At 69.6% G+C, this 21,608-nt stretch carries 16 protein-coding genes; 5 read left to right on the top strand and 11 right to left on the bottom strand.

All coding sequences use genetic code 11. The features are described from left to right. Window position 1: 1 nt before the first annotated feature. From ACFV2O_RS01270 to ACFV2O_RS01250, 5 genes are all read right to left on the bottom strand, one after another. Entirely contained in the window at window positions 2-421 is a 420-nt protein-coding gene (locus ACFV2O_RS01270) for a DinB family protein (protein ID WP_379250094.1), read from the bottom strand. A 198-nt stretch (window positions 422-619) separates the two neighbouring features. Beyond that, window positions 620-5,002, bottom strand: a complete 4,383-nt coding sequence (locus ACFV2O_RS01265) for an alpha-(1->3)-arabinofuranosyltransferase (protein ID WP_379249308.1) — start codon at window positions 5,000-5,002, stop codon at window positions 620-622. Beyond that, window positions 4,983-5,153, bottom strand: a complete 171-nt coding sequence (locus ACFV2O_RS01260; protein WP_083880942.1) for a DUF2613 domain-containing protein — start codon at window positions 5,151-5,153, stop codon at window positions 4,983-4,985. The genes ACFV2O_RS01265 and ACFV2O_RS01260 overlap by 20 nt, the downstream gene beginning before the upstream one ends. A 148-nt stretch (window positions 5,154-5,301) precedes the next feature. After that, the gene (locus tag ACFV2O_RS01255) at window positions 5,302-6,396 is read right to left on the bottom strand and encodes an isochorismate synthase MenF (protein ID WP_379249306.1); all 1,095 of its coding nucleotides are present in this window, start codon (window positions 6,394-6,396) and stop codon (window positions 5,302-5,304) included. A 67-nt stretch (window positions 6,397-6,463) separates the two neighbouring features. Beyond that, window positions 6,464-6,937 carry a universal stress protein gene (locus ACFV2O_RS01250; protein ID WP_364424870.1) on the bottom strand — a complete coding sequence of 158 codons (474 nt, stop codon included), beginning with the start codon at window positions 6,935-6,937 and terminating at the stop codon, window positions 6,464-6,466. A gap of 174 nt (window positions 6,938-7,111) precedes the next feature. Here ACFV2O_RS01250 and ACFV2O_RS01245 point away from each other — a divergent pair, with 174 nt between their 5' ends. The 3 genes from ACFV2O_RS01245 to ACFV2O_RS01235 all read left to right on the top strand — a co-directional run bounded on the left by ACFV2O_RS01245 (window position 7,112) and on the right by ACFV2O_RS01235 (window position 10,326). Continuing rightward, a complete protein-coding gene (locus tag ACFV2O_RS01245; RefSeq protein WP_355071361.1) occupies window positions 7,112-8,275 on the top strand; it encodes a glycoside hydrolase family 3 N-terminal domain-containing protein in 1,164 nt (387 codons plus the stop codon). Window positions 8,276-8,374: 99 nt separating this feature from the next. Further along, on the top strand, window positions 8,375-8,974 hold the full coding sequence (locus ACFV2O_RS01240; RefSeq protein ID WP_040870930.1) for a TetR/AcrR family transcriptional regulator: 600 nt from the start codon (window positions 8,375-8,377) through the stop codon (window positions 8,972-8,974). A 206-nt stretch (window positions 8,975-9,180) separates the two neighbouring features. Further along, window positions 9,181-10,326 carry a regulator gene (locus ACFV2O_RS01235; protein WP_379249303.1) on the top strand — a complete coding sequence of 382 codons (1,146 nt, stop codon included), beginning with the start codon at window positions 9,181-9,183 and terminating at the stop codon, window positions 10,324-10,326. Window positions 10,327-10,442: 116 nt separating this feature from the next. Here ACFV2O_RS01235 and ACFV2O_RS01230 read toward each other — a convergent pair whose 3' ends face one another. Together ACFV2O_RS01230 and ACFV2O_RS01225 are read right to left on the bottom strand one after the other, a co-directional pair. Further along, a complete protein-coding gene (locus tag ACFV2O_RS01230; protein ID WP_355071364.1) occupies window positions 10,443-11,333 on the bottom strand; it encodes a MaoC/PaaZ C-terminal domain-containing protein in 891 nt (296 codons plus the stop codon). Further along, on the bottom strand, window positions 11,330-12,688 hold the full coding sequence (locus ACFV2O_RS01225) for a 3-oxoacyl-ACP reductase (protein ID WP_379249301.1): 1,359 nt from the start codon (window positions 12,686-12,688) through the stop codon (window positions 11,330-11,332). The genes ACFV2O_RS01230 and ACFV2O_RS01225 overlap by 4 nt, the downstream gene beginning before the upstream one ends. A 212-nt stretch (window positions 12,689-12,900) precedes the next feature. Between ACFV2O_RS01225 and ACFV2O_RS01220 the strand changes: the two genes are divergently transcribed. Next, a complete protein-coding gene (locus tag ACFV2O_RS01220) occupies window positions 12,901-14,223 on the top strand; it encodes an acetyl-CoA C-acetyltransferase (RefSeq protein ID WP_355071367.1) in 1,323 nt (440 codons plus the stop codon). 55 nt (window positions 14,224-14,278) lie between these two features. Here the strand turns inward: ACFV2O_RS01220 and gnd are convergent, their stop codons facing one another. Further along, the gene (gene gnd / locus ACFV2O_RS01215; RefSeq protein WP_356962959.1) at window positions 14,279-15,307 is read right to left on the bottom strand and encodes a phosphogluconate dehydrogenase (NAD(+)-dependent, decarboxylating); all 1,029 of its coding nucleotides are present in this window, start codon (window positions 15,305-15,307) and stop codon (window positions 14,279-14,281) included. A gap of 221 nt (window positions 15,308-15,528) precedes the next feature. On the opposite strand from gnd, the gene ACFV2O_RS01210 reads away from it, so the two are divergent. Beyond that, complete coding sequence (locus ACFV2O_RS01210) at window positions 15,529-17,517, top strand: VanW family protein (RefSeq protein ID WP_379249299.1); 1,989 nt, start codon at window positions 15,529-15,531, stop codon at window positions 17,515-17,517. A gap of 69 nt (window positions 17,518-17,586) precedes the next feature. Here the strand turns inward: ACFV2O_RS01210 and ACFV2O_RS01205 are convergent, their stop codons facing one another. From ACFV2O_RS01205 to ACFV2O_RS01195, 3 genes are all read right to left on the bottom strand, one after another. After that, window positions 17,587-18,672: a DUF4185 domain-containing protein gene (locus tag ACFV2O_RS01205; RefSeq protein ID WP_379249297.1), complete on the bottom strand. Its 1,086-nt coding sequence runs from the start codon at window positions 18,670-18,672 to the stop codon at window positions 17,587-17,589. Between the two features lie 86 nt (window positions 18,673-18,758). Continuing rightward, window positions 18,759-19,493, bottom strand: a complete 735-nt coding sequence (locus ACFV2O_RS01200; protein ID WP_379249295.1) for a helix-turn-helix domain-containing protein — start codon at window positions 19,491-19,493, stop codon at window positions 18,759-18,761. A 193-nt stretch (window positions 19,494-19,686) separates the two neighbouring features. After that, entirely contained in the window at window positions 19,687-21,522 is a 1,836-nt protein-coding gene (locus ACFV2O_RS01195; protein WP_355071375.1) for an acyl-CoA dehydrogenase, read from the bottom strand. Window positions 21,523-21,608 lie beyond the last annotated feature (86 nt).

Here is a 21,608-nt window from a genome sequence, read left to right as displayed (position 1 = left end):
GTCAGCCGTCGAGTTGCCGGTGGATGTCCATCAGGTGGTGGCGCAGCTCGTGCAGGGTATGCACCGCCAGCCAGCGCAGGGAGCGATCCGCGGGTTCGGGGTAGAGGAAGACGAGGGTGCGTTCCCAGTCGTCGTCGCCGAGTCGTTCCAGCACGTTGGCGAACAGCAGGGCGGCGTCACGGATCTGTCGGGCCACGTCGGCGGGGTTCTGCTGGGCGTAGCCGTCGTGCTCGACTCGTTCGTCCCGGCCCATCGCGGTGATGGGCGGGTTGTCCGAACGGCGGGCGGCCAGCACGCGTTCGCGCTGGGCCAGCAGCACATCCCGGACGTGACAGGCGTACTCCAGCGGCGACCACACATCGGGCTTGCCGCGCTCGCGCAACTTGACGCTGTCGGCGCCGAGCAGGTCGGCGTATTCCACGGCGTGCTCCCGCGCCAGCGACGGCACGTCGGCCGCCGAAGCCAAGTCGTAGACGAAACCGCATTCGGCACAGGTGTTCACGCGTGGTCACGTTAGCAACGGGTGCTGTTGCGGCGCACGGCGAATGGGCGTCTTGTCCAGCGGCGCCGCCGCGCGTTCACGCGGGCCGAGGTCGCCGGCCGGCGCGCGGGGCGAGGGTCAGTGCTCTCCGGTCGACGGATCGGTTTCGTCCGGCCGGATCGCGCCGGGCCGACCGGCGTGTTTCGGCCGAGGCAGCGCCGCGATGCCCACCGCGATGATCGCGAGCACCGCGGGCAGCTGCACCAGCACGGAGCCGCCCATATAACGGTCGGGCGAACGCCACGGGCCCGTGGACAGCGCGGCAGCGGACAGCATGGCGCCCATGCCCGCGACGACGACGAGCGCGCGCGGAGTGACAAACCGCGTGAAACGCGTTGCGGCCAAGGCGATCACCGTGGCGGCACCGCCCACCGGACCCGCGATCACGGTGGCCGCGCCGGTGAGCCCGATCGCGCCCATCCAGCGACGGCCCCAGGTGCCGGGCACTTCGGTGCTCGAATTCGCCTGGTCGGTAGGCATACCCGCGGCAGGCCGCGCGCGGCGGGGAACGGCCAGCACCGCGAGCGGAAGGAGCAGCAGCAATCCGCCGAAGATGGCGAGGCGGTACCACCGGTCGACCGGGAAGGTGATCGTCACCGGGCCGGTGGCATCGGCAGGCAGCAGCCAGGCTTGCTGCCAGCCGTCGACCACCACGGGTTCGAGCACGCGCCCGTCCGCGTTGGTCGCGCGCCATCCGACATTGGTGCTCAGCGGCAGCACGAGCAGGCGGTCGCCCGCGTTCGTCGGCGGTGCGGCGGCGGCTTCCGCCCCGGTTCGGTTCAGGCGCAGGCGATCCACGAAGAATAGGTCGGTCGGACCGACCGCCACGTCGGCCCGGCCTTGCGGCAGCGCGAGTTCCGGTGTGTCCGCCTCGTCCGTACACACCCGGGCGGGAACCGGCGCACCGGACCGCAATTCGCCGACGGTGGCGGTGACCGTGGTGCGCAGCGTCCGGCCGCCCGCGTCGATCGTCGGGCCGAGTGCGCACGGGACGGTGATCTCGCGGTCCAGCGCGGCGGCCTCCGGGTAGTCCGGTCCGATGACCGTCACCTCGGCCAGTCCGGGCGGCTGGGTCTGGACGAAACCCAGCGCGGTCTTGTCCAGCACCGGCCGCCAGGTCCGCATGCTCAGCTCGATGCGGTCGGTAACCGTGGGATGCAGGGAGATCCGCGTCGGCGTGCCCCGGCCGTCGTCGTCCAGCTCGCGCACCTGCGGGCCGTCGCCGAGGTTCACCGTCACCGAGGTGGGCGCGGCGGGCAGACCGCCGAGCGAGGGAGTCAGTTCGAGGCCGGTCACCAGCGTGGGCTCGGGCAACTCGAGGGTGAGCGTCGGCCTGCCTGCGGTCGGCTCGCGGACCGAGTCCTCCGGTGCGGTCCAGCTCGTGCGCGGATCGCCGTCGGTCGCGGCGAATGCGGCCCCGCGCAGGTCGCCGACGTCGGCCTTGCCCCGGGCCACCGGCCTGGCGTGGTCGGTGAGCAGCGCCTCCAGTGCCGGACCTTGCCGGGTTCGGACGGTCAGTTCCGGGGCGACCGACATCGGTTCCGGGACGGTCAGCGTGCGCTGAAACGCCCCCGGTTCCTCCGGGGCCAAGGCGAGACCTTTACTGCAACGCACCCGGTCGGGCGCGTCGAAACAGGCACTGCGGCCGGGGAATTCCTGACCGAGATCCCATCCCCGCATCGGTGCGCCCGCGGGAGCCGACGGCACCACGGTGCGATGCCTGATGTCGACGCGGACGGGCGCGTTGCGCGTCGAGTAGTCGTCCAGCGTGAGTTCGCTGATCCCGAACTGCCCTCCCGAGGAACCGTTCTCGGTGCGAATCGCGGTGATCTTCAGCCACTCGGTGCGGCCTGCGGGGAGCGAAACCGAGACCGGCGCGCCGGGTTCGGGCACCCGCACCGAAACGGTGCCGTTCGCGGTGCGCACCTCGATCCATTTGACCGGGTCGCCGATGGCGGCCGAACTGGTGGTCAGGTTCAGTTGCCCGGCCTTGATCGGGTGGTCGAGATCGAGCCGGAGCCATTGGCCGAGGGCGTGCTCGGTGCCGTTGCTGATCCACGCGGTGGACGGATCGCCGTCGACGACGGCCGCGGTGGAACTTCCCGGGGCCGCGCCGCCGAGCTGGGTGGCGTCGGCGGCCGAGCTCGACGCGGTGACGGTGGCGCCCGACCACTCGCCGCGCACCAATTCGGTGCCGGGCACCGGATAGTCGGGGACCAGGTTGAAGGTGCGGCGCGCGTCGTCGGGTGCGCGCAACGCGGAGTTGTGGTTGTCCACCCGGCCGAAATCGGCTTCGCGATCCATCGGCGTATCCGTGACCGTCACCGGGCCGAGCGGCAACCCGGCCTCGGTCGCGTCGGCGGCGAGCAAGGCGGGTGTCCGGGCGAGGCCGGGATCGCGGCGCATCCGCTCGAGCACTTCGGGGCCGCCCTGGATGACCGGGACGTCTCCGAGCGGGACGGTGTACGCGCCGGGGAACGCCTCGGGCGCGCCGGTGCCGCTGCGCACTTCCGCGGGTGTCCCGTGGCCCGGCGCGTCCACCCGGTAGATCTCGATCGCCTGGTACGGCGGGCGCAGGTCACCGTCGGCCACCAGATCGTCGGCGATCACCGCCGATTCGATGGGGTTGCCGAACTCGGCCACTTTGTGCAGCCCGGGCGACCCGTCGAGCGCCTGATGGGCCAGCATCGGCCGGGTCGAGCGGGAGGTCTCCGGATCGAGGTCGTTGCGCAGGACGACGACGCCGATCCCTTGGGCGCTCAGCGTCGCGGCCAGTCCGGCCGATGGCCTGCCGTCGGCGATGAGCCGCTGCACCGAATCCATCGCGCGGATGGTGCCGGGCGGGTTCAGCGGCACCGCGTCGCGGATCGCCCACGGCGTTCGGGCCAGCGCTTGCAGTGGTTCGTCGCGCGTGAGTCCCCAGACCTGACTGCCGAAGGGCGCGCCGGGCACCACCAGGGCGCGCGTATCGGCGGCGTTGTGCTCGAGCCAGTCGGCGGTCTGCTGCCAGTACGCGGGTACCCGGTCGTAGGCGCCGCGCGGGGCGAGTTTGCCGGTCCAGGCCAGCGAGGTGGACAGGGCCAGCGCGGTGAGGATCAGCGCCGCGATCGCGACCGCGCGGTCCCGCTCCGGGTGCGCGAAAGCGCTCCGCCAAGACTTCAGCGGTACCGAGGCGGGCAGCGGAACCCGGGCCAGCAGCTGCGCCAGCCCCAGCACGAGCGGGATGCGGATCAGCGGCTCCAGCTTGTGCACGTTGCGCAGCGGGGCGCCGCCGGAGTCCAGGAAGACGCGCACCGACTGCGCGAACGGTCCGCTCAGTTCACCGACGAACCCGGCGCTGATGCCGACCAGCCCGACACAAAGAATCAGAACGAGCCTGCCGCGATACGGCATGGACCGCAGGGCCAGCCCCGCCATGCCCGCCGCCGCGACCAGCCCGGTGGCCAGCACCGCAGCGGGCTGGGTGACCAGCACCGCGCCCGCGATGCGTTCCGGCGAGACGAACGGCGTCCAGCTGTCGGTGCCGCGCAGCACTTCGCCGAGCGAGGCCCACTGCGTGGTCACGCCCGAGGACTCGATGTAGTCCAGGAACGGCGGACTCACCTTGCCCAGCAGCAGCAACGGCACCGCCCACCAGAACGTGGCCAGCATCAGCAGCGGAACCCAGGCGGCGGTGAAACGCCACCAGCGGCGGCTGGGCCGATAGGAGCCCGATCGAACGCCGTCGGACGCAGTCCGCCCGCGGCCGATCGCCGGATAGGCAGCCGCCCACCACAGCAGCGCAGGCAAAAAGGCGGCCACGGTCGCGACCGCGTTGACCGAGCCCATCAGAGCCAGCGCCAGCGCACTGCCCGCGGCGGACTCGGCCCCGCCCCGCCGCCGCTCGCGCCCGGCGACGCCGAGCGCGGCGGGCGCGAGCAGCACCCACGGCGCCAGCATCATCGGCAGCGTCTCCGAGGAGATCGACCCGACGGTGGTCAGCACTCGCGGCGACAACGCGAAGGCGAGCGCGGCGACGACGCGTGAGCCGCGCGTGCCGATGCCGAGCGCCTCGCACAGGCGCACGATCCCCCAGAATCCGGCGAGCAGCAGCAGCGCCCACCAGATCCGCTGCGTCACCCAGGCGGGCGCGCCCAGCAGATGGCCGAGCGAGAAGAACGCGCCGTGCGGGAAGAAGTAGCCGTAGGCCTGGTTCTGCACCTGACCCATCGGCGCCTGGCTGCTCCACAGATGGCTCGCGCGTTCCAGGAAGCCGAGCGGATTCTGCGCCAGGTCGTATTTCGTGTCGGCGACCGTGAGTCCGGGAGCCTGCACGAAGGTCAACAGGAACGCCACGACGACGGTCGCGGCGAACCAACGTCTGCCCAGCGGCGCGGTGCTGTGCTGCCCCGGCGCCCCGGACGATCCGAGCGAGTCGGCGGGTGAAGCGGAGGTCAGCGGGTCAGCGGCTGCCGTACTCAACGTTGTTCAGCAGCGAGGAGTCCTTGTCGCCGCTGCGATCGATCTCCGGCCGCGAGTTCTGCTGGACCGCCATGGTGATGAGGAAGACGCTGAGCACGCCCAGCACGGCGCCCGCGACGGCACTCGCAACACCCGGGACAGCAAACTTCATCGCGGTACTCCAATACGTCGATGCAGGCACGTTCCCGGCCAACCTAGCAGGGCGTCCGGTATTTGTATGCGTTCAGGCCGCCGAATCTCCGCTGGACGCGCCCGGCCGACGCTGGAGCGCCCGACGGACTGCCCGGAAAGCGGCCGCGTCAGCGGGCCGGGAGAGCGCAGTGCAGCGCGCCGAGCAGGGTGCGCAGTTTGGCGGTGGTCTCGTCGAGTTCCGCCTGCGGGTCGGAGGCCGCGACGATGCCGCCGCCCGCGTACGCCCGCACCGCGCGACCGTCGGCCGAGAGTTCCGCGCAGCGGATCGCGACCACCCAGGCGCCGTCGCCGTCGGCGTCGCACCAGCCGACGGCGCCGCCGTAGAAGCCGCGGTCGTCCTCGAGGTGCGTGATGGTGTCCAGCGCCAGGTCGGTGGGGGTGCCGCAGACCGCGGGTGTTGGGTGCAGCAGCAGCGCCAGGTCCAATGCCGTGATCGTGCTGTCGCGCAGCCGCCCGGTGACGGGTGTCGCCAGATGCCACACCTCATGGGTGCTGATCAGTTCCGGGCTCTCCGGAATCGACAGCTCGGCGCAGACCGGCGCGAGCCGCTCGCGGATCCAGTCGATCACGAAGGCGTGCTCGTCCCGATTCTTGGTGCTCGCCAGCAGTTCCCCGGCCTGAGCGGCGTCGGCTTCCGGATCGGCTCGCCGTGGCGCGGTGCCCGCCAGTGGGCGCAGCGTCACCTTGTCGCCCTGCCGGGCGATCAGCACTTCGGGCGTCGCGCCGACCAGCGTCGCGCCGGGGCGTCCGGCGGGGGTGAGATCGACCGCGAAGACGTTCGCGTGCGGATGCCGGGTCAGCAGGTGTCCCGCGACGACTTCCGGGTCGAGCGCGGACTGCGCCTCGGCCAGCACCGACCGCGCCGCGACCACCTTGCGCAGCGGTTGCGCGGGATCGTTGAGCTGCTCGACCAGCTTGGTCACCCGCGCCACATGCTCGGCCGGGCTCGGGACCTCGGTCACCACGCGCACCGGCGGCAGCTCGGGCAACGCGGCGGGCCGCCATGGACCAGCGGTGTGCACGGCGCGCTCCGGCACGCTCAGCGCGGCAGGCTCCCGTGGATCGAAGGGCAGCGCGCCGACGACCAGCCGCGCACTGCCGTCCAGCAGCGCCGCCCGCGCTCGTCGCGCGTCGTCGAAGCAGACCCGGGTCCCGTGACCACGAACAACCCCGTCGGCCCGGGCAAGCAGGAACCCATCCATGCCCCCAACGTAACCCCGTCGCCGCGCCCCACAGCGGTGTAGCGATCCATATCTCACGCGAGTGCGATCACGAGTTCTTGCCGGGCGGGACGAGCAGGACCGGGCGGTGGCAATGCTTGAGGACGGCGTCCGCGACGCTGCTGTGCAGCAGCGCGCGGATGCCGGTGGCGCCACGGGTGCCCGCCACGATGATGTCGACGTCCAGTTCGTCGGCGCAGTCGACGATGGCGTTCCAGATGGTGGTGGCGCATTCGGCGGTGCGCGCCTCGGCGTTGAGACCCACCAGTTCGGCCAGCCGCACGCCCTCGGCGTTGATGGCGCGCGCGTCGACGTAGGCGATGTCCTCGATCTCGTCGTCCGGCACCCATTCCGGTTGCATCACTCCCGACAGCCCGGACAGGCGAGCCGCTTGCCGCACCATGGGCTCCCAGGCGGTGAGCACGATGGCCCGGTCGGCGGTGAGGAATCGCCCGGCGTATTCGACAGCGCGCTTGGCGTTCTCGGAGCCGTCGTAGGCGATGAGCATCAGATCGCAGGGCACGATGACCTCCTGGAAAGGACGCACGGCGACACCTCGAGATTACCCCTGGAGGCCCGCGTCGAGCGCTTGTTTTCGGGGGTCTACCTGCAGGTTCGCGGCCGCACCCGAGTTGCCTGCTCGGTAGGGACGTAGCGACTGCGGTCGCGCACGTCGCGGCGAGTACGGTTGACCTCTATGCGGAAGACGCCTCTGCTCGTCCTCGCCGTACTCGCCGCGGTCGCGACCGCCTGCTCGAACGGTGGCTCCACCGAGTCGGCCCCATCGAGCACAACCACCACCACGGACGCGACCACCGCCGCGGTCCCCGTCACCAGCTCGGCGCCGCCGGACTGCAACGCGGGATACCTCGCGCAGTTCACCACCCGCCAGAAGCTCGCCCAGTTGCTGACGGTCGGCGTCACCGGCGCGGCCGACGCCACGAACGTGGTGCGCAACGAGCAGATCGGCGGCATCTTCGTGGGCGGCTGGACCGACCAGGCGCTGCTCGCCTCCGGCCAGATCGAGCAGGTGAAGCAGGCTGCCAAGGTGCCGCTGATAGTGACCATCGATGAGGAGGGCGGCCGGGTCTCGCGGGTGCGCGACCTGATCGGCGCGGCGCCCTCGGCGCGGCAGACGGCGCAGACCATGAGCCCCGATGAGTTTTATAGTGCGACGCTGACCAGGGGTCGCGCGCTGAAGAATCTCGGTGTCACGGTGGATTTCGCTCCCGACGTCGACGTCAGTTCCCAGCCGGACGACTCCGTCATCGGCGACCGCTCCTTCTCCGACGACCCGGACGTGGTCACCCGCTACGCGGACGCCTACATCCGCGCCATGCGCGAGGTCGGCGTCGGCACGGTGATGAAGCACTTCCCCGGTCACGGATCCGGTTCGGGCGACTCGCACACCGGCGCGGTGCGCACTCCGCCGCTGGACCAGATGCAGAACACGGACCTGGTGCCGTTCCGCAATCTGATCGGCTCGGGCGCGGCCGTCATGGTCGGTCACCTCGACGTGCCCGGATTGACCACACCCAACGTCCCGGCCAGCATCAGCCCGGAAGCGATGCGTTTGCTGCGCGAGGGCACCGGCTACGGAGCCGCGCCGTTCCAGGGACCGATCTTCACCGACGATCTCGGTGGCATGGCCGCGATCACCAGCCGGATGTCGATCGAGGACGCCGTCGAGGCCGCATTGGTCGCCGGCGCGGACAGCGCCTTGTGGATCACCACCGACGCGGTGCCCCAGGTGCTCGACCGGCTGGAGCAGGCGGTTTCGAGTGGGCGACTGCCGATGGCCCAGGTGGACGCTTCGGTGTTGCGGTTGGCCGCGTACAAAGGTGCGTTGCCGCGCTGCTGAGGCGCGCCGCACGGTCGGGTCGGGCGACTGGTGAGCAAATCGGACCGCCGGAACTTACCTTGGAGTAATATATGAGATTCACCTGTGGTAGGAGTGTGGATGGCGGGCGGTACGAAGCGGCTTCCGCGGGCGGTACGCGAGCAGCAGATGCTCGACGCCGCCGTGGAGGTCTTCTCGCGTAAAGGCTTCCACGACACGTCGATGGACGCGATCGCCGCCGAGGCGAAGATCTCGAAGCCGATGCTGTATCTGTACTACGGCTCCAAGGACGAACTGTTCCGCGCCTGCATCCAGCGCGAGGGGCTGCGGTTCATCGAATCCGTCGCGCCCGCGGGCAACCCGCTGCTCACGCCGCACGAGCAGGTGCGCACCGCGCTGGAGGGGTTCCTCGGCTTCGTCGACCGCAACCGGCGCTCCTGGCAGGTGCTCTACCGGCAGGCCATCGGCCAGCAGGCGTTCGCCTCGGAGATCGAGAACGCGCGCGAACGCGTCATCGAGCTGACCGCAAAACTGCTGGAGTCCAGCGCCAAGCACGCCGAGCCGGGGACGAACTTCGACGTCGTCGCGGTCGCCGTGATCGGCGCGGGCGAGGCCATCGCCGACCGGCTGGCCAGCGGACGGATCGAGGTCGCCGAGGCCGTCGACCTGCTCGACGATCTGGCCTGGCGCGGTCTCGCCGGCCGGAAGAAAACCGAGTAGCCCGCCCATTGCCCGGATCGGTTGCTTCCGCGCCGCCCTCCTGCCAAAGTGCGTGAGTTCGCATAGCGCGGACCGGCTCGTCCGAAGAGCCGGGGAGAAACGGGGCGGAATTGTTCGGGTTGCTCAGGCCGTGTGCGCACGGCGCTCAGAAGTATGGAATCGATGCGGCCGAATGGCGGGCGCATCTGTGCGGTTTGTGTCTCGGCTTGCGCGACGGGCACGGTCAGCTCGCCCGCGCCACCACCAACAAGGACGCGCTGGTGCTGAGCATGCTCACCGAGGCCCAGTCCGGACCGGCGGCACGCACCACCGCCGCGCCGTGCCCGCTGCGCGGAATGCGCCGCGCGTCGGTGGTCGCCGCGGGCGCGCCCGGCGTCCAGCTCGCCACCACCGCGTCGTTGTTGTTGGCTGCGGCCAAGATTCGCGATCACGTGGACGACGGTGAGGTGGTCGCGCTCGCGCGCGGGCCGCTGGCGAAAGCCGCGACGCGATGGCACCGGGAGGCTCGCGCGGGCGCGGCCCGGATCGGTCTGGACGTCGAACCGCTCGTCGCGGCGCTCGTCGCGCAGCTGCGTTTGGAGCAGGAGGCGAAGGAGCTGGTCGCCGTGGGCGGGACGGCATTCGTGCCGGAATCCCTTGCCCAGTCCTCGCATTGGCGTTCCGCGATGTCGCCGTCGGCCGACCCGATCGACCGGTTGACCGCACCCACTCAGCTGTGCGCGTCGGAGTTCTTCGCCCACACAGCCGTCTTGGCCGACCGCACGGACAACGTCAACGCGCTGCGGGAGGCGGGATGGCAGTTCGGCCGGATCGCGCATCTAGCCGACGCCGTAACCGACTACGACGATGACGCCGCCCACGACCGCTTCAACCCTCTCGCGGTTACCGGAACCAGCGTGCCCGAGGCCTACGACCTGATGCGGCAGTCGAATTCGCGCCTGCGCGCGGCCGTCGCGGCGGCCGAACTCAGCCGGGTTCCCACCGTACGCTGGATGCTGCTCGACCCGCTGACCGCGGTGCTGCGGCGGCTCGGCGGCGGGCTCGGCGCGTTCGCCGCCCACACTTGCTCGGTGTCGCCCGAAGGGGCCGACATCCGCGCCCACGCGCACGGAACCCGCCACCGCCCGCCGACCCGCCGCCCTGGCATCGGTGAATCTCTCGCGCTCATCCTGGGCGCTTACTGCACCGGCTACGCGTGCTGCGCCGACCACACGCAACCGTGCACGGGCGAACGCAAGGACGCGTGGATCAAGAACTGCGACTGCGGAGATTGCGGAGATTGCGGCGGGTGTGATTGCAGTTGTTGCGATTGCGGGGATTGCAATTGCTGCGACTGCGGTTGCGACTGCTGATCCGCGCTGGAGCGGCGAGCCGGCCGCTCCCGTGCGAAAGGGCACGGCCGACCTCGCTGAAAAGCGCGAAGCCGCATCCTGATTCGTGGGAATCGGGATGCGGCTTCGCGGAACGTTCAGCGCAGGGTCGCCGTCAGGTGCGGGTACCCCTTCTTCGGGTGGAGCAGCGCCAGATCCCAACCGCCTTCGACCTGATCGGCATACAGGTTGACGGCGGAGGGCAGCAGGATCGGCTTGCCGAACTTGACCGAGTACGTGGTCTGCTCCGGAATGCGTCCCTCGACCGCCCCGAGAATCGTCGCCGCCGACCACATGCCGTGGGCGATCGATCGCGAGAAGCCGAACGCCTTGGCGCCCAATGCCGAAGTGTGGATCGGATTGTGGTCACCGGACGCGGCCGCGTACCGGGTGATCGTCTTCTGATCCACCCGCAGGGTGCGCAGCGGCGGCGGCGGAACCTCCTCCGGTTTGGGCTCCGGTTTCGGCCCGCCCGACAGCGAGGTGCGCTGCTGGTGCAGGAACGTGGTGACCTGGTGCCACACCTGCTCCCGGCCCACCTTCACATCGCTGATCGCGTCCACGAGCAGGCCCTTCGGGTGCTCGCGCAGGTTCTCGATGTGGGTGCGGATGTCCAGCGGCTCGCTCACCGAGATCTCGCGGGTGCGCTCGATGACGTTCTGCGCGTGCACCGCGCCCACCGCCACGAACGGGAAGTCCCGCGCCACCACCAGTTGCATCGCCAGCGGGAAGGTGAGGATGAACGGGTAGGTCAGCGGCAGCGCGTCGCCGAACCGCAGCCCGGTCGCGCGGCAGTAGGCGGCCAGATGATCCGGGTCCACCCGCAGCCCGTCGAGCCGGACGGCCCGGTCCGGCAGCGTCGGCTTGCGCGCCGACAGCAGCGGCACCGCGCCGAGCGCCGCCTTGACGAACAGGCGGTTGTTCTTCGGCGGTTCGGTGAGGGCGATCACCTGGGTCTTCTCCTTGCCTGCCGGAGCCTGGGCCATCATGCTCCGATCAGGCTCTGACCGCAGACCCGCACGACGTTGCCGGTCACCGCGCTCGACGCCGGGCTCGCGAAGTAGGCGATGGTCTCGGCGACGTCGACGGTCTGGCCGCCCTGCAGCAGCGAACTCATCAGCCGGCCCGCTTCCCTGGTGGCCAGCGGGATGGCGGCGGTCATCGCGGTCTCGATGAAACCCGGCGCGACGGCGTTGATGGTGATGTTCTTCTCCGCCAGCTTCGGCGCCTCCGCGTTCACCATGCCGATGACGCCCGCCTTGGACGCGCCGTAGTTGGTCTGCCCGCGGTTACCCGCGATGCCCGCGATCGAGGACACGTCGATCACGCGACCGCCCTCCTTCAGCGCGCCCTTGGCCACCAGCCCCTCGGTGATCCGGTGCGGAGCGGCCAGGTTGACGTTGATGACCGCGTTCCAGCGGCCCTCGTCCATGTTCGCCAGCAGCTTGTCCCGGGTGATGCCCGCGTTGTGCACGACGATATCGATGCCGCCGAAACGTTCGGTGGCGAACTCGGCCAGCTTCTCCGCCGCGTCGGGCGCGGTGACGTCGAGCGCGAGCGCGGTGCCGCCCACCTTGTTCGCGGTCTGCGACAGCGCCTCGCCCGCCGCCGGGATGTCGGCCACGATCACCTGGGCCCCGTCGCGGGCGAACACCTCGGCGATGGTGGCGCCGATGCCGCGCGCGGCGCCGGTCACCACCGCGACCTTGCCGTCCAGCGGGCGGTCCCAGTCGGCGGGCGCGCTCGCGTCGTCCTTGCCGACCCGGATGACCTGGCCGTCGACGAAGGCCGACTTGGCCGAGAGCAGGAAGCGCAGGGTCGACTCCAGGCCGGTCGCCGCCGCGGACGCCTCCGGGTGCAAATAGACCAGCTGGGCGGTCGAGCCGCGCAGCAGTTCCTTGGCCACCGAGCGGGTGAAGCCCTCCAGTGCGCGCTGCGCGATCTGCTCGTCGATGCCGGAAGCCAGCTCGGGAGTGGTGCCGATGACCACGATCCGTCCGGACGGGGTGAGGCTGCGCAGGGCGGGCTGGAAGAACTCGAACAGTTGCGAGAGATCCTCGATGGTGCCGATGCCGGTGGCGTCGAACACCAGGGCGCCGTACTTGGTGCCCTGGCTCAGCGCGTCGGCGAAGGTGTAGTCCGACAGCAGGGCGCGCACCGGCTCGGCGACGCGGCCCTTGCCGCCGATCAGCACCGGCCCGGACAGCGGCGGCTCGCCCTTGACGTAGCGGCGCAGCTTCTCCGGCTTCGGAAGGCCGAGCTTGCCGGCCAGGAACGCGCCAGGCGCGGAGTGTACGAACGATCCATAGAGGTTGGGAGCACCCTTGCTCTTGCTGGCTGCCACTATTCCTACCTTTTCTGAGTTCTGGCTCTCGGGTCTGGGGTATCGCCCCGGCGTGGTCTGCTGGCGCACTTTTGCGGGGGTATGTGTCGACATTAAACTTACTCCAGAGTAAGTTTAATGTAAACAACCGCGACGGGGCGCCGAGCAGCGCGGAGATGTCCGTGCTCCACCGGGCCGCCGGGACACCCATCCACGAGACCTTGGAGACTCGAGTGACTAGCAAAGCCCGTTCGGCGAAGAGTGCCGCCAAGACCGGTAGGACCACCCGCCCGGTCGCGATCGTCGGTGGCAACCGGATTCCGTTCGCTCGCTCCGACAAGGCGTACGCGCACGCCTCCAATCAGGACATGTTCACCGCCGCGCTGGACGGGCTGGTCAGCCGTTTCGGCCTGCAGGGCGAGCGGCTCGGCATGGTCGTCGGCGGCGCCGTGCTCAAGCGGGTCGGCGAGCACGGCCTGATCCGGGAGAGCGTGCTCGGCAGCAAGCTCAGCCCCTACACCCCGGCGCACGACCTGCAGCTGGCCTGCGGCACCGGCCTGCAGGCGATCGTCACCGTCGGCGACGCGATCGCCGCGGGCCGGATCGAAGCAGGCGTCGGCGGCGGTACCGACACCACCTCCGACGCCCCGATCGGCGTCAGCGAGGGCATGCGCGAGTGGATGCTCGACGCCAACCGCGCCAAGACCAACAAAGACCGCCTCAAGCTGGTCGGCCAACTGCGCCCGAGCATGCTCGGCATCGAGATCCCGCGCAACGCCGAGCCGCGCACCGGGCTGTCCATGGGCGAGCACGCCGCCATCACCGCCAAGGAATTCGGCATCCCGCGCGAGGCGCAGGACGAGCTGGCCTATCTGTCGCACAAGAACATGGCGGCCGCCTACGACCGCGGTTTCTTCGACGACCTGATCACGCCCTTCCTCGGCCTGACCCGCGACGACAACCTGCGGCCGAATTCCTCGATCGAGAAGCTGGCGACGCTGAAGCCGGTCTTCGGCGTCAAAGCCGGTGACGCGACCATGACCGCGGGCAACTCCACCCCGCTCACCGACGGCGCCTCCGCGGTGCTGCTGTCCAGCGAGGAGTGGGCCGCCGAGCGCAAGCTGCCCGTACTGGCGCACCTGGTGGACAGCGAGGTCGCCGCGGTCGACTACATCCACGGCCCCGACGGCCTGCTGATGGCCCCGACCTACGCGGTGCCGCGCCTGCTCGCCCGCAACGGCCTGACCCTGCAGGACTTCGACTACTACGAGATCCACGAGGCGTTCGCCTCGGTGGTGCTGGCCACCCTGACCGCGTGGGAGTCCGACGCCTACTGCAAGGAGCGCCTCGGCCTCGACGGCGCGCTGGGCTCGATCGATCGCAGCAAGCTGAACGTCAACGGATCGTCGCTGGCCGCGGGTCACCCGTTCGCCGCGACCGGCGGCCGTATCGTCGCCGCCACCGCGAAGCAGCTGGCCGAGAAGGGCTCCGGCCGCGCGCTGATCTCCATCTGCGCCGCGGGTGGCCAGGGCGTCGTGGCGATCCTCGAGCGCTGACCGATCGCACACCGCGAGGTGGTCCGAGCGGAATTCCGGTCGGACCACCTGCGCCCTACTCGCCGGGCAGCTCGAGATGCCCGCCGAACGCTTTGCGCATCGCCGAGAGCACTTTGTCCGCGTACACCGCTTCGCCCCGCGAGGAGAATCGCGCGAACAAAGCCGAAGCCAGCACAGGGACGGGCACGCCGGTGTCGATGGCGGCATCGACCGTCCAGCGACCCTCGCCGGAATCGGATACCCGGCCGCTGTAGGAATCCAGGCTCGGGTCCGCGTGCAGCGCGGCCGCGGTGAGGTCCAGCAGCCAGGACGCGACCACCGACCCCCGCCGCCACACCTCGGTGATCTCGGGGATGTCCAGGTCGTACCGGTAGTACTCGGGATGTTCCAGGGGCGTCTCCTCCGCGGAGAACTCGCCCGTGTGCTCGGCGCCGTAGTTGGCCCGGCGCAGGACGTTCAGCCCTTCGGCGTAGGCGGCCATCGCCCCGTACTCGATGCCGTTGTGCACCATCTTCACGAAGTGGCCCGCCCCCACCGGTCCGCAGTGCAGATAACCCAGCTCGGCCGTGGACGGCTCGCCGCCGCGTCCCGGCGTCCGCTCCGCCGCCCCGAGGCCAGGCGCGATGGATTTCAGCAGTGGGTCCAGGTGCTTCACCGGCTCGGATTCGCCGCCGATCATCAGGCAGAAGCCGCGAGTCCGCCCGAAAACCCCGCCCGAAGTGCCGATGTCCACGTAGTGGATGCCCTTGGGTCGCAAGCGCTCGGCGCGCACGAGGTCCTCGTGGTAGCGGCTGTTGCCGCCGTCGATGACGATGTCGCCCGGTTCGAGCAGCTCGGCGACCTGCTCGATCACCGCACCGGTGGCCCCGGCGGGGATCATCACCCACACCACGCGCGGCGTCTCCAGCATGCCGACGAACTCGGTGAGGTCGGTGCTGCCCCGGAAGCCGTCGCCGAGCTCGGCGCGCAGTTCATCGATGTGCGCGGAGCGACGTTCGTATCCGACGGCGGTGTGTCCGTCCTCGACGATGCGGCGCACGATGTTGGCGCCCATCCGGCCGAGGCCGATCATTCCCAGCTGCATGCCATCCATCTCCCTCGTGTAGCCAAGTCTTGCGGCGGGGTCGTCTCGATTCTTCCGCGTGGGATCGATCACGGTTCGGTTCGCGGGTGTAACGCCGCCCGCTACAGCCCGATAAACAGATCGGCACCGCGCAGTTGCCTGACCCCCGACCCGGCAACTGCGCGGGCCTCTTTGTGTGGTGTACCCGGTTCTTCGCGCGGAATGTGCGCTATGCCCGAGCTGTGGCGAGCACTGTCGGTGTGGACCACTATCGTTGGCAGGGACGCGCAGCGGTGCGGGTCCACAATTCAATCGAACGGGGAGGACGGTTCGTGACGAGCCAGCCGAGCACCGGAGGACGCGGCCCACAGGCTGGTGGCGAAGTCGGATGGCGCCAGCTTCTCGGGGCGGAGCGGCCCCAGGCGGCGGACCGGTCGGTCGCTTGGACCGGCGACGAACAGCTCACCCAGCCTCTGCAAACTACCCGGAGGCGGCCCGCGCCGCCCGCACCCCGCCGTGCGCCCGCGCGTCGCCCGATCTCGCCCCCGCCGCCGAAACGCCTGGACAGCGCCGTCGTGCGCCGGGTGGGTATCGCGGTGGGCGCGGTGCTGGCGGTCGCCGGTCTCGGCTACGTGGTGGACTGGGTGATGTCCTCGGGCGAGGTCGCGCGTGGCACCGTCGTCGCCGGTGTCGACGTCGGCGGCATGGACAAGGCCGCGGCCGATGCGAAGCTGCGCGCCGAACTGGATCCCAGGGCGGGCCGCGAACTGCCGCTGCGCATCGGCGACGTGCAGACCCGCATCGTGCCGAGCGCCGCCGGACTGGCCGTGGACTGGGATGCCACCTGGTCGCGGATCGGCTCCCAGCCGCTCAACCCGTTCACCCGGCTCGCCTCCTTCTTCACCACCCGCGAAGTGCCGATCGTCAGTGCGATCGACGAACCGGCCCTGGATCGCCAACTCACCGAACTGCGGGTGCACGACCGGCCGTCGGTCGAGGGCACCATCACCTTCCGCAATGCCGAACCTGTTGCGGTGCCTCCGGTTCCGGGCCGGGTGCTCGATGTCGCCGCCGCGCGTACGGAACTGGCCGAGCGGTGGGTCACCGGCGCCACAGTGGACCTTCCCGTCGTCCCCGCGCCGCTGCAGGTGCGTCCGGAGGCCGTGGACAAGGCCCTGCGCGAGATCGCCCAGCCCGCGGTGCGCTCGCCGATCGCGTTCGCGGGCAAGGGCGCCTCGGGCAGGCTCGATCCGGAGCAGATCGCGTCCGTGCTGGCCTTCGCGCCGGACGGGCAAGGCGGTCTCGCCGCGTCGGTGAATCAGGACGCCGCGATCGGTCTGCTCGGGCCGCAACTGGCCACCACGGAGGTCGAACCGAAAGACGCGACGTTCGCGGTGGCGGGTGGCAAGGCGTCCGTCGTCCCCGCCGTGATCGGCGACAAGATCAACTGGCCCAAGACCTTCGAACAGCTCACCGCGTTGCTGACCGCGCCGGGCGAGCGGACCGCGCAGGTGGTCTACGAACGGGTCGAGCCGAAGCTGACCACCGAGGCCGCACAGGGGCTCGGCGTGGTCGAACCCGTCGGATCGTTCACCACCGGCGGTTTCAGCGGGCCATCCGGGGTCAACATCCGCACCGTGGCCAAGAAGGTCGACGGCGCGATCGTGAAGCCGGGAGACACGTTCTCGCTCAACGACTTCACCGGTCCGCGCGGCACGGCGGAGGGATACGTCGAGTCCGGCATCATCGACCACGGTCGTCCCAGCACCGCCGTCGGCGGCGGCATCAGCCAGTTCGCCACCACGCTCTACAACGCGGCGTATTTCGCGGGTCTCGAGGACGCGGGTCACACCGAGCACAGCTACTACATCTCCCGCTACCCCGCCGCCCGCGAGGCCACCGTCTTCGACGGCGTGATCGACCTGAAATTCCGCAACAACACCCAGACCGGCATCTACATCGAAACCTCGGCGACCGCCACCGAGATCACCGTGCGACTGTGGGGCACGAAGACGGTCGACGTCGAGTCCATCACCGGCGAGAAGACCAAACCGACCGAACCCAACACGGTCACCTTGCCGAAGGGCAAGGACTGCATCGCCTCCGAAGGCGGCCCCGGCTTCACCATCTCCGACACCCGCGTCATCACCGACCACAAAACCGGCCGCGAAGTGTCTCGCAAGACCCGCACGGTGAAGTACGACCCGATTCCGATCGTCAAGTGCGAGTGAGGAAATAGCCCCGAGCACACGGTTCCCGAATCCGCCCCGCCACGCACCGGAGGGGCGGATTCGTCATCTTCACAACGGAGTTCGCATCAGCAACACGTTGTACTGGGTGTGCTGGGTGACCACGAAGTAGAGATCGCGGCCGGTTTGATACGGATAGATCATCGGCGCGTACGCGGTGGGAAGCGCGCGGGCGTCGATGAGGACGCGCGGTTCGCTCCACGGCCCTTCCGGCGCCGGTGCGGTGCGCAGGACGACGCTGTTGGCCGGATCCGTGGTCAACATGACGTACTGGCCCAGATAGTCGTTCCACATCACCGAGAGTTCCGCGACGCCGCCGACGATCGGAGCCGCCGTCTTGGCGTCGGCGGGCTTCCACTCTCTGCCGTCCCAGTATTCGTAGGCGTCGATATTCGCGATATCGGATTCCTTGGCGCGAGAGACGAATCCGGGATTGTTGCGCCCTGCCGGGGTGCCGTAGCGGTAGACGTAGCCATTCGCCTTCAAGAAGGCGTTCTGCTGGAAGTTCTCGTGGCCGTCGACGTTCGCGCGACGCGTGTGGGTGAGCTGGGCCCACGTGGTGCCGCCGTCACCGGAGGCGGCCAGGGTGGAGAAGTTGGTGTTCCACTTCCCGTGGTCACCCCATTCGCGCACCGACATCAAGCTCATGTACTGCACGCCGCCCACCGAGATGCCCGCGGTGGGAATCAGGCTGATCTCGATGCCGGGAATCTTGGGGCTGGGTATGGGATTCGGCACCACGTCGTCGAAGATGATGCCGTCGGCCGGATCGTGCCTGGAGCTGCGGAACAGCACATTGCTGGTCCAGGCCCAGATGCTGCCCGCGAGAAGATTCGGGATCCCGATGCCCGCGCTGTCGCCGAAGGCGGTGATCATGCGGCCGTTGCCGTCGTCCCACATGATGCCGAGATCCGTGCCGAGCACGTTGACGTTCTGGGTCCGATTCGGGCTGTCCATGCCGGTCACCTGGAACACCGCTCTGGCAGGCCCGGGCAGGTCCGGCAGGCCGTGAATGCCGTTGATCGCCGGAATCGGAATGACGTTGTTCGGGTCGGCTCCGGCGGGCGTGGCGGCGACCAGCGCCAAGACCGCGGCTAGCGCGCCGGCCCCGGTGAGTGCGGACAGCGATCGAGTCATCCGGCAATTCCCTTCCTCTGGGACGCAGTCTGCTCGGTCATTCTGCCCGTTCGCCGCCGCGATGTCGCCTACATCGGTGGGTGGACTCAGCGCGTTCGGCCGATCGTCACCAGCCGGTAAAGCCACCACGGGCGCTCGGGTAGTTCTGGGCTGTAGACCCGCATGCTCATCGATCGGACCCGTCTCGAGGCTGGATCGCGCACCTGCAATCGGCGGCGGGGGAGGTCCGCGGGACGCACTTCGGTGGTCCACATGCGATCCCAATCAGGGGAGCGGCGGCAACGTTCGGCGATCTCCTCGACGCGCTCGCGTGGCGCGAGCGGAGACAGAATACGGAAGGCGTCGACGAGCAGGTGCGCTTCCACGGCCCAGTCCACCATCACCCGGCGGGCCGCCGCGTCGAGGAACATCCACTCCAGCACGTTTCCTCGGGGGAGGGCACCTGGAAAGGCGCGTTCGTAGGCGGAATTGGCTGCCACCAGGTCCTGCGTCGGCATCCGCTGGTAGCAGGCCGGGTCGGGGAGGCTGTGCAGGTCGGCCTGGTCGTCCGGAGTGGGCATGTCGGGGCCGGGTCCGTAGGCGTCCGTGAAGAAATTCGGCAGGGACAGCACGACGATATGTTTGCGGTACCAGATCGGCACCTCCAGCGCGTCGAACAGCTGTTGCAGCAGTGGCTGATTCGGCGCCACCGCGCCTGTCTCGATCTGGTCGAGCACCGCTTCGGTGAGCTCGGCCCGCTCGGCGAGATGGGCGGGCGTCAGCCCCGCGGCGAGGCGTCGTTCGCGCAGATAGGCGCCGATGCCAGTTGCGTTGCGCGTCACCTCGGGCACCTCTGCCGACAATTCTCGTGCCGAACTGTGGGAAGCGGGAGGCTCTTGTCGCTCCCCGGGAGCACGCAATCTACCGGAGAGAATCGGCGTCGAGCGGTGATCGAACGTCACGAATCGACAAATGTAGACGACAACGGCCCGGAGAGGATCTCCGGGCCGTTGTGCCGTTGCGGTGGAACGAAGGTCAGAACGCGGCTTCGTCCAGCTCCATGATGTCGTTGTCCAGGTTGGACAGCACCGCGCGGGTGGCGGTCAGCTCCGGCAGGACGTTGCGGGCGAAGAACTGCGCGACCGCGATCTTGCCGTTGTAGAACGCCGCGTCGGCGCCGGTCGCGCCGTTGTCGAGGGCCGCGATGGCGACCTCGGCCTGACGCAGCAGCTGCCAGCCGATGAGCAGGTCACCGACCGAGAGCAGGAAGCGCACCGAACCGAGGCCGACCTTGTACAGCTCGCTCGGCTGCTCCTGGGCGCCCATCAGGTGGCCGGTGAGCGTGGCGGCCATGGCCTGCACGTCCTCCAGCGCGGTGGCCAGCAGCTTGCGCTCGCCCTTCAGGCGGCCGTTGCCCGCCTCGGCGTCGATGAACTTCTGCACCTGACCGGCCACGTGGGCCAGCGCGACGCCGCGGTCACGAGCGATCTTGCGGAAGAAGAAGTCCTGCGCCTGGATCGCGGTGGTGCCCTCGTAGAGCGAGTCGATCTTCGCGTCGCGGATGTACTGCTCGATCGGGTAGTCCTGCAGGAAGCCCGAACCGCCCAGGGTCTGCAGCGACTCGGTCAGGTACTGGTAGGCCCGCTCCGAGCCGACGCCCTTGACGATCGGAAGCAGCAGGTCGTTGACCCGCGCGGCCAGGTCGGCGTCCGCACCGGAAACGTGCTGGGCGACATCGGCGTTCTGGTGAGCGGCGGTGTACAGGTACACCGCGCGCAGGCCCTCGGCGTACGCCTTCTGGGTGGCCAGCGAGCGACGGACATCCGGGTGGTGGGTGATGGTCACGCGCGGCGCGGCCTTGTCGGTCATCTTGGTCAGGTCGGCGCCCTGGACCCGCTCCTTGGCGTAGTCCCGCGCATTCAGGTAACCGGTCGACAGGGTCGCGATGGCCTTGGTGCCCACCATCATGCGAGCGTGCTCGATGACGTCGAACATCTGCGCGATGCCGTTGTGCACCTCGCCGACCAGCCAGCCCTTGGCCGGGATGCCGTGGCCGCCGAAGGTGACCTCACAGGTGGCCGAGACCTTCAGGCCCATCTTGTGCTCGACGTTGGTGACGAACACGCCGTTGCGCTCGCCCAGCTCACCGGTCTCGTGGTCGAAGTGGAACTTCGGCACGAAGAACAGCGACAGGCCCTTGGTGCCCGGTCCCGCGCCCTCGGGGCGGGCCAGCACCAGGTGCATGATGTTCGGGAACAGGTCGTCGGAGTCGGCGGAGGTGATGAACCGCTTCACGCCCTCGATGTGCCAGGTGCCGTCTTCCTGCTTGATCGCCTTGGTGCGACCGGCGCCGACGTCGGAACCGGCGTCGGGCTCGGTCAGCACCATCGTGGCGCCCCAACCCTGCTCGGCGGCGATCTCCGCCCACTTCTTCTGCTCGTCGGTGGCGTTGTTGTAGAAGATGTTCGCGAAGCCGGGGCCCGCGGCGTACATGAAGGCGGCGGGCTGCGCGCCCAGGATCAGTTCGGCGATGGCCCAGTACGCGGCGCGCGGGATCGGCAGGCCGCCGAGCTCCTCGGCGATGCCGAGCTTGTCCCAGCCGCCGTCCTGCAGGGTGCGGTAGCTCTTCTTGAACGACTCCGGCAGCGTGACCGTGTGGTTCTCGGGGTCGAAGACCGGGGGGTTACGATCGGCGTCGGCGAACGACTCACCGAGCGGACCCTCGGCCAGGCGGCGCACCTCGTTGAGCATCTCCTTCACCGTGTCGGTGTCGAGATCGCCGTAGGCGCCGCTGTCCAGGATGGACCCGAGGCCGAGAACCTCGAAGAGGTTGAACTCCAGGTCGCGGACGTTGCTCTTGTAGTGACCCATTGTCAGTACTCACTCTCCGTTGAGTTGGTGCGGTCGGTATGGTTGCCGTTCCCGCCCGTTGTTCGCTCCACCGGGTAGTCGTGCCG

The sequence above is a fragment of the Nocardia sp. NPDC059691 genome (assembly GCF_042733915.1).
In the GTDB taxonomy this organism is placed as follows: domain Bacteria; phylum Actinomycetota; class Actinomycetes; order Mycobacteriales; family Mycobacteriaceae; genus Nocardia; species Nocardia sichangensis.
Note: the sequence above shows the minus strand (reverse complement) of the source record. Positions and strands in the feature narration are given on the sequence as shown.

Coding starts and splice junctions, on each gene's coding strand:
- ACFV2O_RS01260 (WP_083880942.1), bottom strand. CDS start 5,153: ATGAAGTTTGCTGTCCCGGGTGTTGCGAGTGCCGTCGCGGGCGCCGTG.
- ACFV2O_RS01255 (WP_379249306.1), bottom strand. CDS start 6,396: ATGGATGGGTTCCTGCTTGCCCGGGCCGACGGGGTTGTTCGTGGTCAC.
- ACFV2O_RS01245 (WP_355071361.1), top strand. CDS start 7,112: ATGCGGAAGACGCCTCTGCTCGTCCTCGCCGTACTCGCCGCGGTCGCG.
- ACFV2O_RS01240 (WP_040870930.1), top strand. CDS start 8,375: ATGGCGGGCGGTACGAAGCGGCTTCCGCGGGCGGTACGCGAGCAGCAG.
- ACFV2O_RS01230 (WP_355071364.1), bottom strand. CDS start 11,333: ATGATGGCCCAGGCTCCGGCAGGCAAGGAGAAGACCCAGGTGATCGCC.
- gnd (WP_356962959.1), bottom strand. CDS start 15,307: ATGCAGCTGGGAATGATCGGCCTCGGCCGGATGGGCGCCAACATCGTG.
- ACFV2O_RS01205 (WP_379249297.1), bottom strand. CDS start 18,672: ATGACTCGATCGCTGTCCGCACTCACCGGGGCCGGCGCGCTAGCCGCG.
- ACFV2O_RS01195 (WP_355071375.1), bottom strand. CDS start 21,522: ATGGGTCACTACAAGAGCAACGTCCGCGACCTGGAGTTCAACCTCTTC.